14 protein-coding genes are annotated in these 12,037 nt (G+C 65.6%); 10 read left to right on the top strand and 4 right to left on the bottom strand.

From position 1 onward, the window contains the following. Nucleotides 1-47: 47 nt before the first annotated feature. Nucleotides 48-431: a hypothetical protein gene (locus tag ACETPF_RS03980; RefSeq protein WP_373932958.1), complete on the bottom strand. Its 384-nt coding sequence runs from the start codon at nt 429-431 to the stop codon at nt 48-50. A 170-nt stretch (nt 432-601) separates the two neighbouring features. On the opposite strand from ACETPF_RS03980, the gene ACETPF_RS03975 reads away from it, so the two are divergent. The 6 genes from ACETPF_RS03975 (at nt 602) to ACETPF_RS03950 (ending at nt 5,382) form a co-directional block, all read left to right on the top strand. After that, nucleotides 602-856, top strand: coding sequence for an exodeoxyribonuclease VII small subunit (locus tag ACETPF_RS03975; protein ID WP_373932957.1), 255 nt, complete (start codon nt 602-604; stop codon nt 854-856). Between the two features lie 7 nt (nt 857-863). Then, complete coding sequence (locus ACETPF_RS03970; RefSeq protein WP_373932956.1) at nt 864-1,778, top strand: polyprenyl synthetase family protein; 915 nt, start codon at nt 864-866, stop codon at nt 1,776-1,778. 5 nt (nt 1,779-1,783) lie between these two features. Further along, complete coding sequence (gene coaD / locus ACETPF_RS03965; RefSeq protein WP_373932955.1) at nt 1,784-2,296, top strand: pantetheine-phosphate adenylyltransferase; 513 nt, start codon at nt 1,784-1,786, stop codon at nt 2,294-2,296. 101 nt (nt 2,297-2,397) lie between these two features. Beyond that, complete coding sequence (locus ACETPF_RS03960) at nt 2,398-3,129, top strand: peptidylprolyl isomerase (protein ID WP_373932954.1); 732 nt, start codon at nt 2,398-2,400, stop codon at nt 3,127-3,129. A gap of 98 nt (nt 3,130-3,227) precedes the next feature. Next, nucleotides 3,228-4,262, top strand: a complete 1,035-nt coding sequence (gene queA / locus ACETPF_RS03955) for a tRNA preQ1(34) S-adenosylmethionine ribosyltransferase-isomerase QueA (protein ID WP_373932953.1) — start codon at nt 3,228-3,230, stop codon at nt 4,260-4,262. A gap of 769 nt (nt 4,263-5,031) precedes the next feature. Then, nucleotides 5,032-5,382: a UrcA family protein gene (locus ACETPF_RS03950; RefSeq protein ID WP_373932952.1), complete on the top strand. Its 351-nt coding sequence runs from the start codon at nt 5,032-5,034 to the stop codon at nt 5,380-5,382. A gap of 161 nt (nt 5,383-5,543) precedes the next feature. Here the strand turns inward: ACETPF_RS03950 and rpmB are convergent, their stop codons facing one another. Then, nucleotides 5,544-5,837 (bottom strand): 50S ribosomal protein L28, encoded by a 294-nt coding sequence (rpmB, locus tag ACETPF_RS03945; protein ID WP_009822595.1) that lies wholly within the window; start codon nt 5,835-5,837, stop codon nt 5,544-5,546. A gap of 148 nt (nt 5,838-5,985) precedes the next feature. Here rpmB and ACETPF_RS03940 point away from each other — a divergent pair, with 148 nt between their 5' ends. Next, nucleotides 5,986-6,207, top strand: a complete 222-nt coding sequence (locus ACETPF_RS03940) for a hypothetical protein (protein ID WP_373932951.1) — start codon at nt 5,986-5,988, stop codon at nt 6,205-6,207. A gap of 40 nt (nt 6,208-6,247) precedes the next feature. Next, nucleotides 6,248-6,706 carry a nucleoside deaminase gene (locus ACETPF_RS03935; RefSeq protein WP_373932950.1) on the top strand — a complete coding sequence of 153 codons (459 nt, stop codon included), beginning with the start codon at nt 6,248-6,250 and terminating at the stop codon, nt 6,704-6,706. On the opposite strand, the gene ACETPF_RS03930 is transcribed toward ACETPF_RS03935, so the two are convergent. Continuing rightward, complete coding sequence (locus tag ACETPF_RS03930; protein ID WP_373932949.1) at nt 6,668-8,566, bottom strand: hypothetical protein; 1,899 nt, start codon at nt 8,564-8,566, stop codon at nt 6,668-6,670. The two genes, ACETPF_RS03935 and ACETPF_RS03930, sit on opposite strands and share 39 nt — an antisense overlap. A gap of 45 nt (nt 8,567-8,611) precedes the next feature. On the opposite strand from ACETPF_RS03930, the gene ACETPF_RS03925 reads away from it, so the two are divergent. Together ACETPF_RS03925 and rnr are read left to right on the top strand one after the other, a co-directional pair. Then, entirely contained in the window at nt 8,612-9,028 is a 417-nt protein-coding gene (locus ACETPF_RS03925; RefSeq protein ID WP_373932948.1) for a GtrA family protein, read from the top strand. A gap of 77 nt (nt 9,029-9,105) precedes the next feature. After that, nucleotides 9,106-11,418 carry a ribonuclease R gene (gene rnr, locus ACETPF_RS03920; RefSeq protein WP_373932947.1) on the top strand — a complete coding sequence of 771 codons (2,313 nt, stop codon included), beginning with the start codon at nt 9,106-9,108 and terminating at the stop codon, nt 11,416-11,418. A 40-nt stretch (nt 11,419-11,458) separates the two neighbouring features. Here rnr and ACETPF_RS03915 read toward each other — a convergent pair whose 3' ends face one another. Beyond that, nucleotides 11,459-11,914 carry a universal stress protein gene (locus ACETPF_RS03915; RefSeq protein ID WP_373932946.1) on the bottom strand — a complete coding sequence of 152 codons (456 nt, stop codon included), beginning with the start codon at nt 11,912-11,914 and terminating at the stop codon, nt 11,459-11,461. Between the last annotated feature and the right edge of the window lie 123 nt (nt 11,915-12,037).

Genomic DNA, 12,037 nt, shown 5'->3' with positions numbered 1-12,037 from the left:
ACCTTTAGGGGAGGTCCGGCCGGTTATGCTTCAGCAGGCTGGATCGATCAGACGTGGCAGCCCTGCGCGCCCTTGCCCGGCACGGTGATGGTCACGTCGTCGCCCTGGCCCGACACTTCATAGCCGCCTTCGGCGACATAGGGCTTGCCCGCTTCGGGGGCAGCCAGCTTGGTCGCTGCGCCGGTCTTTTCGGTACGCAGCAGCGCCGTCTTGTCGTCGCTCATGAAGTCGACGAAGATCAGGCTGTTGTCTTTGCAACGATATTGCTTGTTGGCCTTCACCGAGGGCGGCAGTTCGACCGGCGCGGCGTTGGCGAGCTGTTCCGCCATCGGATCGGCAGGGCCACCGACGACTTCAGGCTGGTCATTATTGTTGCAGGCCGACAGCAGGGTCAGGCCGGCAACGGCGATCAGGGGGAGATAAGATTTCATAGCGATCCTTCTATGTGCATGTGCAACATCGTGCGTCAACGCAAAATCGGCCATTTCCCGCCATGGCTGTGAAATGACGTCATGACAGCACGATGACAAAGTTGTAGCCGAATGCGCGTCCGGGCGGCGGGACTTGACCGCAAGCGTGTGCGCGGCCAATGCAGGACGCCATGGCTGAGGATCAATCCAACCCCGATGTCGAGGCGCTGTCCTTCGAGGAAGCGCTGCGCGCGCTCGAACAGATTGTCCGCCGCCTCGAAAGCGGGGATGTGCCGCTCGACGAGTCGATCTCGCTCTATGCCAAGGGGGAGGCGCTGCGAAAGCGTTGCGCTGACCGGTTGCAGGCGGCCGAGGCGCGCATCCAGAAGCTGACCGTCGATGCCGGGGGCGCGGTTACGGGTGCCCAGTCCTTCGGCGCGGACTGAGGCGGCTATGGCGGGGGAGGGGGACGCTTCGGCAACCGCGCTGGTCACGCTGCGCGCCAGCGACGTTGCGCGCGAGATTGACGCCGCCTTCGACCGCCTGCTCGCCTTGCCGGGCGATCCGCGCGACCGCCTCTACGCGGCGATGCGCCATGCCGCCATCGGCGGCGGCAAGCGGCTCCGTCCGTTGCTGGTGCAGGCGGCGAGCGACCTGTTCAACATTTCGCGCGATTCGGCGCTGCGTGTCGGCCTCGCGATCGAGTGCATTCATGTCTATTCGCTGATCCACGACGACCTCCCGGCGATGGACGATGACGACATGCGCCGGGGCAAGCCCACCGTCCACAAGGCGTTTGACGAAGCGACGGCGATCCTTGCGGGCGATTGCCTCCACGACCTCGCCTTTCAGATCCTGGCGGATGAGGAGACGCACCCCGATCCGTTCGTCCGTATCGAACTGGTGAAGGCGCTGGCGCTCGCCAGCGGCCCGGTCGGCATGGCGGGCGGGCAGATGATGGACCTGGAGGCGGAAAAGACCCGCTTCGACCTCGCCACCGTCACCCGACTCCAGAATCTCAAGACCGGCGCGCTCATCGCCGTCTGTGTCGAGGCCGCCGCGATCATGGCGCGCCTGCCCGCAGAAGCGCGGCTGCGCCTCCACGGCTATGCCCGCGATATCGGCCTCGCCTTCCAGATCGCCGACGATCTGCTCGACGTGGAAGGGGATGCGGCGCTCGCCGGCAAGGCATTGGGTAAGGATGCGGCGGCGGGCAAAGAGACGTTTGTCTCTCTGCTGGGTGTCGATCGGGCGCGGGAGCAGGCTCATATGCTGGTCGATCAGGCCAAGGCGCATCTGCATGGGCATGGCGCGGAAGCGGACCTGTTGCGCGCCATCGCCGATTATATCGTGGAAAGGGACCGCTAAAGCCCATGACCAAACCGCGCATCGGTGTCTATCCCGGCACGTTCGATCCCATTACCCTCGGGCATATGGACATCATTCGGCGTGGCGCGAAGCTGGTCGACAAGCTGGTGATCGGCGTCACGACCAACATCTCCAAGTCGCCCATGTTCAGCGACGATGAGCGGTTGGACATGGTGGGCCGCGAATGCGCCGGCATCGACACGGAGATCGTCGTCACCGGCTTCAACTCGCTGCTGATGGACTTTGCCGAATCGCAGGGGGCGAGCGTCATCATCCGTGGCCTGCGTGCAGTCGCCGACTTCGAATATGAATATCAGATGGCGGGGATGAACCAGCAGATCAATGGGCGGGTCGAGACCGTTTTCCTCATGGCCGACGTGTCGTTGCAGCCGATCGCCTCGCGCCTGGTCAAGGAAATCGCGCTCTATGGCGGGCCGATCCACAAGTTCGTCAGCCCGGCAGTGCGCGAAGAGGTGGAGGCCAGGGTCGAGAAGATCGGACGCAAGGGCGCCGGCTGAGCTGCTTTTAAGCCTTCGTTCAGTTGCCAATCGCGATCAGCGCGCTATCAGAGCCGCTTCGATCGATAAGCCGGCAAGAGATTTTGAGGAACATCACCCCCATGCGTTTCACTCGCGCGCTCAGGACCGTGGCGATCGGTGTCGCCCTTACCACGTCGGGGCTGGCCTATGCCCAGGGCGGTGGCGGCAACAATGCCGAGGAGATGAAGAAGGCCGAAGCCGCCGTGCGAGCGGCCGAAAACGCCAAGTCGCTCGGCGAAGAGACCGCGCCCAAGCTGCCGCCCGCGACCGTGCCGGCCGATCCGCAGAATATCTGGGACTTGGACCTGTCGAGTGGCGGCCGCGTCCGTATCCAGCTCCGCCCCGACATCGCGCCAGCCCATGTTGAACGGATCAAGGAACTGACGCGCCAGGGCTTCTACAACGGCCTCAAATTCCACCGCGTCATCCCTGGCTTCATGGCGCAGGGCGGCGATCCGAAGGGCGACGGCACCGGGGGATCGCAGCTTCCCGATCTCAAGGCCGAATTCAATCCGATGCCCCATCTGCGCGGCACCGTCTCCATGGCGCGCGCCCAGAGCGAGGACAGCGCCAACAGCCAGTTCTTCATCGTGTTCCTGCCCCGCATGCAGCTCGACAAGAAATATACCGTCTTTGGCCGTGTGATCGAGGGCATGAATTATGTCGACGCTATCGCTCAGGGCGAGCCGCCGGAAAATCCCACTGTGATCCTCCAGGCGTCGATCGAAAGCGACGGCAAGCCGCCGGTCACCGCGCCTGTCGCTCCCGCGCCCGCCGCGCCGTCGATCAGCGCGCCTGCCCCAGCACAGTAAGCCGCTTCTCCCCTTTCCCGTTCGCTTTGAGCGACGTCGAGAAGCCTGTAGCGCCCTCGCTCGATCCGAACGGCGGTTTGACGAAGGCCCGTTTATCCATGCGCGTCGACCTGTTCGACTTCGACCTGCCGCCTGAGAATATCGCGCTCCGACCTGCGTCGCCGCGCGATAGCGCGCGGCTGCTGCACGTGCCGGGTGAGGGCGCGATGACCGATCATGCCGTGCGCGACCTGCCCTCGCTGCTGCGCGCGGGCGATGTGCTGGTCTTCAACGACACGAGGGTGATTCCGGCCCAGCTCGAAGGGCGGCGGGGCGACGCGCGGATCGGCGCGACGCTGCACAAGCGGCTTGGCCTGCGCCAATGGCAGGCGTTTCTGCGGAACGCCAAGCGGGTGCGCGAAGGCGACCGGATCGACTTTGGCGCGGGGGTCATCGCCCTAGCCGGCCCGCGCGACACCGACGGCGGCGTCACGCTCGATTTCGAAGGCGAGGAGCCGGTCGAACTGCTGCTCGAACGGGCGGGCACGATGCCGCTGCCTCCCTATATCGCCAGCAAACGCCCCACCGACGAGCGCGACCGCAGCGATTATCAGACGATGTTCGCGCGGGAGGATGGCGCGGTAGCGGCCCCCACCGCCGCGCTGCATTTCACCCCAGAACTTGTGTCAGCCATCGCCGACGCCGGCATCCGAACCGAGACGTTGACGCTCCATGTCGGTGCGGGCACCTTCCTGCCGGTCAAGGCAGAGGATACTGACGACCACCATATGCACGCCGAATGGGGCCGCATCGACGCCGCCACCGCCGACCGCCTCAACGCCGCGCGCGCGGCCGGCGGCCGGCTGATTGCGGTCGGCACCACCTCGCTGCGCCTGCTCGAAAGCGCGTGCGGCGGAGACGGCGTGATCCGCCCCTTTGCCGCCGAAACCCGCATCTTCATTACACCCGGCTATCGCTTCCGGGCGATCGACGGGCTGATGACCAATTTCCATCTGCCCAGATCGACGCTGTTCATGCTGGTCAGCGCGTTGATGGGGCGGGAGCGGATGCAGGAAGCGTACAGGCACGCCATCGAAGACGGTTATCGTTTCTATAGCTACGGCGATTCGAGCCTGCTGCTGCCGGCGGGGTAGGGCGGAAGGTGCGCCTGACGGCACCCGTTCAATTCCTCCACGGACGACACCGGCAAGCGAACGCCTCTTCCACGGTTTCGACGAAACGCGTCCTGTCGATAGCATTCAAAATATTGGCGACCTTCTTCTAAACCTAGAGAGATGACCTGCTTCCGGGTTGAAAATCCCGGTTACGCTACGGAAAGCGGCGCATGTCGTTGGTCGGCGGCCGAATGTCGTTCGTCTACCTTTGCCGCCGCCGGGCGTGTCGGATGGCCAGATCATCGAAGGTCGCGCGGCAGGGTGCATGAATCGGTTATGCTGGCGACATCCGACAGACGCGCCGGGCCGTTCACCCACGGTTCACCGTAAGGAGCGTCGTTTGACATGCAGCAGTTTCGACCCGATCCGGTGTGCCCGACAGCGCCTGGATACGCCCCCGGCAATCCCTTGCGCCGGGGGCGTTTTCTATTGTCGCGCGGGCGCGCCTCCCCCTCATCCCGATTCGCGCTTTCCCTTACGGCAGCATGTCGTTTGCGGCGGGTGGGATGTCGTTGGTCACGCTGTTGGTCCTGTTCTCACGGCCCTTTGTCGGTTGGCCGATGTGCGTCGCTTCCGGTCGAAGCGTGCGCGCGGCAGACGCCAAGCGCCACTACACCGGACAAGCGAACGGGCGACGGGCCGGCTCCGAAGACCCTTGACGGCTCAGTCCGTTCGCACCCGGCAAAGCGCCGCTATGCCCCCCTGTCGGGCGGCGCGCCGGGCATCACAGAATCGAGGAGAAAGCCCCATGTTCGTTTCGCCCAAGTTCGTCACCGCCCTTGCAGGCGTCGCTCTGGCCCTCAGCAGCGGCGCGGCTTCCGCCGAGGATTTTCAGTCCAATGGCCGCACGAAGGAAGTCTATCATGGCGACTTGGACCTGACCAAGGCCGACCAGCAGAAGGAACTCCGCAGCCGGCTGGCCCGCGCAGCCATTAGCGTGTGCGCCTCATCTGACCTCTACGCGCAGCAGATGTGCAAGGCGAAGGCGATGGCAAATGTCGCGCCGCGCATCAGCGCCGCGATCGCCCGTGCTGAGACCAAGGAGCGCTATGCCGACGCGCGTGGCTCCGAGCCGGTGCGGCCGGTTGTCGGCAACTGACCGCCGCGCAAGGCTCATGACAGCGAAAGGCCCGGCCGGGACGCCGGGCCTTTTTGTGTGCGTGCAATATCCGTGACCCAGATCGCGTTACGGATGTTGCAGTCACACAAAAAAGCGGCCCGATAAGAGGCCGCTCCTTAAAGCCGAAACGAATCGGAAGATCAGGCCGCGGCGGCGGCCTTCTTCTTCACAATGTCGCGCTTCAGGCGGCGGGCCTTAAGCGAGAGCTTGTCGTCGCTGGTCTTGACCAGCCAGTTGTCGAGACCGCCATTATGTTCGACCGAACGCAGGCCGTGGGTCGACACGCGCAGCTTGACCGTGGTTTCCAGCGCCTCGGAAATCAGCGAGACGTTCTGCAGGTTGGGCAGGAACACCCGCTTGGTCTTGTTGTTGGCGTGGGACACATTGTGACCCACCTGGCGACCCTTGCCGGTCAGCTCGCAAATGCGCGACATAGTCAATCAACCTTTGAAAAATACGGGTTCGTTCGGAAAGCCGCGCCGATAACGGGATTCGGGAGGATCGTCAAGCAGGCCGGAGGGTGAATCGCAACCGTTATGCGTCGCGCGCGTTTAACCTGCCTTACCATGAAGGAGGCGGAATATGCGAGTCATCGGTGGTGTGCTGGTCATCATCCTGCTGATCCTGGCCGGCGGCATCGCCACCGGCTTCATCGACCTGCAAAAGACCCAGGACGGGCGCTTGCCCGAAGTTGCGATCAAAGAGGGGAAGCTCCCCAAATATGACGCCGATGTCGCGAAGGTGGAAGTGGGCACCCGCAAGGAAACGATCGAGGTGCCGACGGTGGACGTGAAGAAGCCCTGATCTTTTCTTGACGGCGCTCGATGGGCTAAGGGCGGGGTCGATGGCCTCGCCTTTTCCTTTACCCCCGCCGATGCGCCGCGCGCTCGATCTTGCCCGCGCGGCGCAGGCTGAGGGCGAGGTGCCAGTTGGCGCCGTCGTGACTAAGGACGGCGCGATCATCGGCGAGGGGCAGAACCGGAATCGCCGCGACAATGATCCCACCGCGCATGCCGAGATGGTCGCGATGCGGGCGGCGGCGGCGAGACTTGGCGACTTTCGCCTGACCGGATGCGACCTGTGGGTCACGTTGGAGCCTTGCGCCATGTGCGCGGGAGCTATTTCCCATGCGCGGATAGCGCGGCTCTATTATGCGGCGGGCGATCCCAAAGGCGGTGCCATCGAGCAGGGGCCGCGCCTCTTCACCCAGCCGCAATGCCTGCATCGGCCGGAGGTCTATGGCGGATTGGCCGAGGTGGATGCCTCAGCGCTGCTGCGGGACTTTTTCGCGGCGCGGCGCTGAATAGTCGATGCGGTAGAGCTGATAGGGGAGGGTCATGCCGGTCCGGAGCGTCACCGGCGTCAGCCATGCGGGGCGGTGGCCGCGCATCAGGTCGGCATAGAAACCGCGCGGGCTGCGCGCCTGGTAGATGGTGCCTTCGGGGAAATCGGGGCAAACCAGCAGATAGGTCGCGCCATGCCTGCCCGCGATGGCGCGAAAGCCGTCAGCTGGCCCGTCGAAGGCGTGATGGATGTTCAGGATCGCCGCTCCGTTGCGATGATAGGGGCCGGCGACGGCGCTGTGATGCGTCGTGGCGATGAGGCGCGGGCCAAGATCGACCATGGTGAAGATCGTGGCGGGCGGCAGCTGGTCCAGCACCTCCAGCGCGGGCAAGGTGCGGCAGCGGCCATTCGCCTTGTTGATGGCGTCGGTGCGGGCCTTCGCGGAGGGCCGCCAGGGTTTGGGCGTGGTGCCGGTCGCCTGCTGCCAGAGTTTGAGCGCCGGCGTGTAGAGCGGTGAGGCGGCGGCGGCGGTGGCGATCAGGGCCGTGCCGATGGCGGCGGCGATGCGGGTCCGTCGCGTCCCGGTGAGGAGCGCGCTCAGCAAGCGGTGCGCCGCCCAGGCGGCGGGCGGGATCGCGAGCAGCTGCGCCGCCGGCCCTGTACGCAGCTGCCAGAAAAGCAGCGCGGTCGAAAAGAGCATCATCAGGCCGACGGTCGCCCAGGCCCAGAGCCGCTCGCCGTCCCGCCGCGCGTCGCACAGCGCCCAGAGGAGGCCGATGAGCCCCGCGACCGGCATCGCCAACAGCGGCACGACGAGGCTTTGCGCCTGCGCGGTAATAGGCTTCGCCTCGCGGATGTTGACGAGCCAGAGCCGCTGCAATTCGGGCGAAATCTGGTAGGGGCTGAGGCATTGCGGCCAGTTCACATAGAAGAAGGCGGCGACCGCGCCACCCACCAAAGCACCCGCGCCCAACCGAACAGGCCAGCGGCGCGAGGGGATCAGCGACAGGAGGACCATGCCCGCCCCCGCCGCACTGAATATTGCGACCCAGATGGGCGAGAGGGCGTCGCACACAGGTTTGCGGTTGGCGTAACTGGCTAAGAGGAGATAGAGAAGGGATGTCGCCCCCGCTAGGCTAAGCCCATAGGGCAGCATCCGCCACTCCGCGCCGGGGCGATACACCCAGCGCAGCGCGATCAGCGCCCCGCCCGCCGCGAGGTAAACGATCATCTCCATGCCGATCGCGACGGACAGCGCGCTGCTGACCCCGGCCATCAGCCCGCCACGCACCCGCCGCTCGTCGATAACGCCGGAGAGCATCGTCAGCGCCAGCGCCAGCTGCCAGCCATGATGATCGATGCGCATCGGCGCATACATGCCGAGCGCCATCTGCGTGGCGAAGGGGGCGAGCGCCGCCAGCAGCCAGCCATTCGGCCCTGCGAGCCGCCGGCCGATGAAGCCCAGCGACAGCATGAGCAACAGCAGCGGCAAGAGCGGAGCGAGGCCGAGCGCCAGCCGATCCGCCAGCCCCTGGTCCACAAAGGCGCGGAAGAAGAGCATCAGCGATGCGATCGGCAAATCGACCAGCCGCGACCAGTGGATATTCGCGCCGCCCGGCGGATCAAGGCGATATTGGCGCAGGTCGAACCAGCCTTGCCCCGCCAGCCAGTCCTTCACCTGCACATAACGGATATTGTCGTCGGTATCGCCCAGCACCAGCCAGTGGATCGCCGACCAGCGCGTCAAGACGAAGCCCACTAAAGTCGCAACCCAGATGAGGAAGGTCAGCCACTTCCAGTGCCGCTGAGCGAGGTCGGCGAGCAGCACGCCCCGGCTGAGCGCATTTTTCCAGACGCTGTCCGCGCTATGCAAGGTCATGCCGCTCGATTAGAGGCTCCGCGTCAAAGCGCAACGGGGACGCTCATGAAATTCATCGAACGGGTGAGCGCGGAACATCGGGCGCTGTTCTGGCAACTGGTGCGCTATGGCGTGACGGGTCTGTTCGTAACCGCCTGCCAGGCGGCGATCTACTGGTGCCTTGCTGCGGTCGCGGGGCTGCATGTGCAGCTCGCCAATTTCATCGGCTATCTGGCGGCGGTGGCGATCGGCTATGTCAGCCACAGCGCCTTCACCTTTCGCGGCCACGGCGGCGAGGCGAGCCATGCCGCGCGCGGCGCAAAGTTCATAGCCGTGTCGCTGGTCAGCTATGCTCTGAATGCAACCTGGGTCTGGCTCTGCGTCAGCCATATGGGCTGGCCCGAATGGTCGCCCATACCGGCAATGCTGTTCGTTACGCCGGGGCTGGTGTTCCTGCTCAACCGGCAATGGGTGTTTCGCTGACTTTTGCCGCAACCTGCGTTTAGCGGCGGCCGCCATCGCACTGGCGCGGGGGGCGGGGGGTGCCTATAGCTTAGGCCATGGCATCGACCCAGAGACACAGGAAGCCCGCAAAAGTGCGGCCCGCCGGATTTCCCACACGCGAGGCGGTGATGGACTTCATCGCCACGTCCGACACGCCCGCCGGCAAACGCGAGATCGCCAAGGCGTTCGGCCTCAAAGGCCAGGAGAAGATCGCGCTCAAGGCGCTGCTAAAAGACATGGCTGACGAGGGCCTGATTGATGTCGGCCCGGCGCGCGCCTTCCACAAGATGGGCGGGGTGCCAAAGGTCACGGTGCTGCGGATCATCGATGTCGATGACACGACGCTGATCGCGACGCCCGAGCGATGGGAGGCGGAGGGTCAGCCCGCGCCCCGGCTGCGCGTGGTGGAGCGGGGGAAGAGGGGGGCGCTGACGATCGGCGACCGCATCCTGGCGCGCACCGAGGAAGCGGGGCGCGGCTGGATCGCGCATCCGATGAAGAAGCTCGCCAAGGCGAGCGAGGAATTGCTGGGCGTGGTCGAGCGGCTGGCCGACGGCAAGCTGTGGCTGCGCCCCGTGGACAAGCGCGTCCGCAAAGACACGCCGATCAGCGACGCGGGCGAGGCGAAGCCGGGCGATCTGGTGCTGGCCGAGCCGCATAGCCGCCCGCCGCGCATATCGGCGCGCGTGACGGAGATATTGGGCGATCCCTTCGCGCCGCGCAGCTTCAGCCTGATTGCGATCCACAAGCATGGCATTCCGCATGTCTTTCCTGAAAGGGTGGAGGAGGAGGCAGTCGCGGTGGCGGAGCTGCCGCTGCACGAGCAGAAGCGTGAGGATCTGCGGCATCTGCCGATCGTGGCGATCGATCCCGTCGATGCGCGTGACCATGACGACGCGGTGTGGGCTGCCTCGGACGATGACCCGGCCAATCCGGGCGGGTACAAGGCCATCGTCGCCATCGCGGACGTCAGCTACTATGTGCGGCCGGGAAACGCACTGGATAAAGAAGCAAGGAAGCGCGGCAACAGCGTCTATTTTCCCGATCTTGTGGTGCCGATGCTGCCGCACCAGCTGTCGTCGGACATATGCTCGCTGCGCGCGGGGCAGGACCGGGCCGCGATGGCGTGCCACCTGACGGTCAACGCGCAGGGCAAGGTGACGGCGTGGCGTTTCACGCGCGCAGTGATCAGGGTGGCGGCGGTGCTCGCTTATGAGGACGCGCAGGCGGCGGTCGATGGCGAGAAGGACAATGCACTGTTGGAGCCGGCCCTCAAGCCCCTCTGGACGTGCTGGGCGCTGCTGCGAAAGGCGCGCGAGGCGCGGGAGCCGTTGGCGCTGGAGCTGCCCGAGCGGCGGGTGGTACTGGACGAGAAGGGGCGGATCGTCAGCGTCGCGGTGCGCGAGCGGCTCGACGCGCATATGCTGATCGAGGATTATATGATCGCGGCGAATGTCGCGGCGGCCAAGGCGCTGGAGGCCAAGAAAGCGCCGGTGATGTATCGCGTTCATGAGCCGCCGAGCCGCGACAAGCTTGTGGCGCTCAAGGATTATCTGGCGACGTTCGACATCAGCTTCGCGCTGGGGCAGGTGGTGCGGCCGGCGACCTTCAACCAGCTGATCGCCAAGATTGGCGAGGCGGAGGAGAAGCCGCAGATCATGGAGATGATCCTGCGCAGCCAGACGCAAGCCTATTATGCGCCGGCGAACATGGGGCATTTCGGGCTGGCACTGGGCAGCTACGCGCATTTCACCTCGCCGATCCGGCGTTATGCCGACCTGCTGGTGCATCGCGCGTTGGTGGGCGCCTACGGGCTGGAACTGCCCGCGCCGAAGGGCGATATTCCGGCCAAGTCCTCGCTCAGCCAAGAGGATTATGAGAATATGGGGCGAGTGGGCGAGACGATCTCGACCCATGAGCGGCGGGCGATGGAAGCCGAGCGTGAGACGATCGACCGCTACGTCGCGGCTTATCTGTCAGTGCATGTCGGAGAGGTAATGCCGGCGCGGATCACCGGGGTGCAGAATTTCGGCTTCTTTGCGACGGTCGAAGGGCTGGGCGGCGATGGGCTGGTGCCTGTGTCGACGCTGGGGACCGAGCGGTTCTTCTACGACGAGGCGGGGCGGGCGCTGGAGGGCGTGGAGAGCGGGGATCGCTATGCGGTGGGGCAGCGGCTGGAGTTGCGGCTGGCGGAGGCGGACCCAATCAACGGATCGCTGCGCTTCGAGCTGCCCGATGCGCCGGCGGGTAGCGGCGGTGGGCCGGCGAAGCGTGATCGCACGCGGCCGGGCGCGCGGCCCGATGGACGGCGCGGGCGGCCGGCGAACATCCGGCATTTGGGGGCGAAGCGGGGGAAGCATCGGAAATGAGCCTTCTGCCCAGGACGACGATCCTTGAACGATTGCCGCTTCAGCTCAGGCGGTCGATGGCGTCGGCGTCGAGGCCGCCGGGGATGACCATGATGGGGCAGGGCAGCTTGCCCGCATCCGCGCCGGCGAAATGGCTGACGAGCTTTCCGGGATTGCCGCTGGCGGCCGCGCCGAGCACGAGGGCCGCGACATCGTCCATTTCTTCCAGCGTCTTGCGGACCACGACGACGGCTTCGCCCTGGCGCACGGTGATGCTGGGACGGATGCCGGATTCGTCGGACAGGGTGCCGGCCGCGCTGGTGACGAGCGCTTCGGCGCGTTGCAGCGCCTCATCCTCCATTGTCGCCTGCACGCCGCCCCACTGAACGAATTCGGCCGGCGGGATGAGCGCTAGGATGCGGACCGCGCCGCCGGTCTTGGCGGCGCGACGGGCGGCAAAGCGCAGCGCGGTTTCCGCTTCGGGCGACTCGTCCACGACGACCAGATATGTCCGCATAGGTGCCGCCCCCCTTGCATGCATTGCGTCCAATTGTCCGTCTGGAAGGACGCGTTGAACCTCTATGGTGAAATGTGAGGCATAAGTCGCGGGTCCGCAAGCCGTTGCTTGACCGATCCGGCA

The sequence above is a fragment of the Sphingobium agrisoli genome (assembly GCF_041877245.1).
Classification (GTDB): domain Bacteria; phylum Pseudomonadota; class Alphaproteobacteria; order Sphingomonadales; family Sphingomonadaceae; genus Sphingobium.
This window is presented reverse-complemented; position numbering and strand designations above follow the sequence as displayed.

What these genes read in the sequence shown, in the direction of transcription:
- ACETPF_RS03980 (WP_373932958.1), bottom strand. Translation starts at nt 431, where the DNA reads ATGAAATCTTATCTCCCCCTGATCGCCGTTGCCGGCCTGACCCTGCTG.
- ACETPF_RS03975 (WP_373932957.1), top strand. Translation starts at nt 602, where the DNA reads ATGGCTGAGGATCAATCCAACCCCGATGTCGAGGCGCTGTCCTTCGAG.
- ACETPF_RS03970 (WP_373932956.1), top strand. Translation starts at nt 864, where the DNA reads ATGGCGGGGGAGGGGGACGCTTCGGCAACCGCGCTGGTCACGCTGCGC.
- coaD (WP_373932955.1), top strand. Translation starts at nt 1,784, where the DNA reads ATGACCAAACCGCGCATCGGTGTCTATCCCGGCACGTTCGATCCCATT.
- ACETPF_RS03960 (WP_373932954.1), top strand. Translation starts at nt 2,398, where the DNA reads ATGCGTTTCACTCGCGCGCTCAGGACCGTGGCGATCGGTGTCGCCCTT.
- queA (WP_373932953.1), top strand. Translation starts at nt 3,228, where the DNA reads ATGCGCGTCGACCTGTTCGACTTCGACCTGCCGCCTGAGAATATCGCG.
- ACETPF_RS03950 (WP_373932952.1), top strand. Translation starts at nt 5,032, where the DNA reads ATGTTCGTTTCGCCCAAGTTCGTCACCGCCCTTGCAGGCGTCGCTCTG.
- rpmB (WP_009822595.1), bottom strand. Translation starts at nt 5,837, where the DNA reads ATGTCGCGCATTTGCGAGCTGACCGGCAAGGGTCGCCAGGTGGGTCAC.
- ACETPF_RS03940 (WP_373932951.1), top strand. Translation starts at nt 5,986, where the DNA reads ATGCGAGTCATCGGTGGTGTGCTGGTCATCATCCTGCTGATCCTGGCC.
- ACETPF_RS03935 (WP_373932950.1), top strand. Translation starts at nt 6,248, where the DNA reads ATGGCCTCGCCTTTTCCTTTACCCCCGCCGATGCGCCGCGCGCTCGAT.
- ACETPF_RS03930 (WP_373932949.1), bottom strand. Translation starts at nt 8,566, where the DNA reads ATGACCTTGCATAGCGCGGACAGCGTCTGGAAAAATGCGCTCAGCCGG.
- ACETPF_RS03925 (WP_373932948.1), top strand. Translation starts at nt 8,612, where the DNA reads ATGAAATTCATCGAACGGGTGAGCGCGGAACATCGGGCGCTGTTCTGG.
- rnr (WP_373932947.1), top strand. Translation starts at nt 9,106, where the DNA reads ATGGCATCGACCCAGAGACACAGGAAGCCCGCAAAAGTGCGGCCCGCC.
- ACETPF_RS03915 (WP_373932946.1), bottom strand. Translation starts at nt 11,914, where the DNA reads ATGCGGACATATCTGGTCGTCGTGGACGAGTCGCCCGAAGCGGAAACC.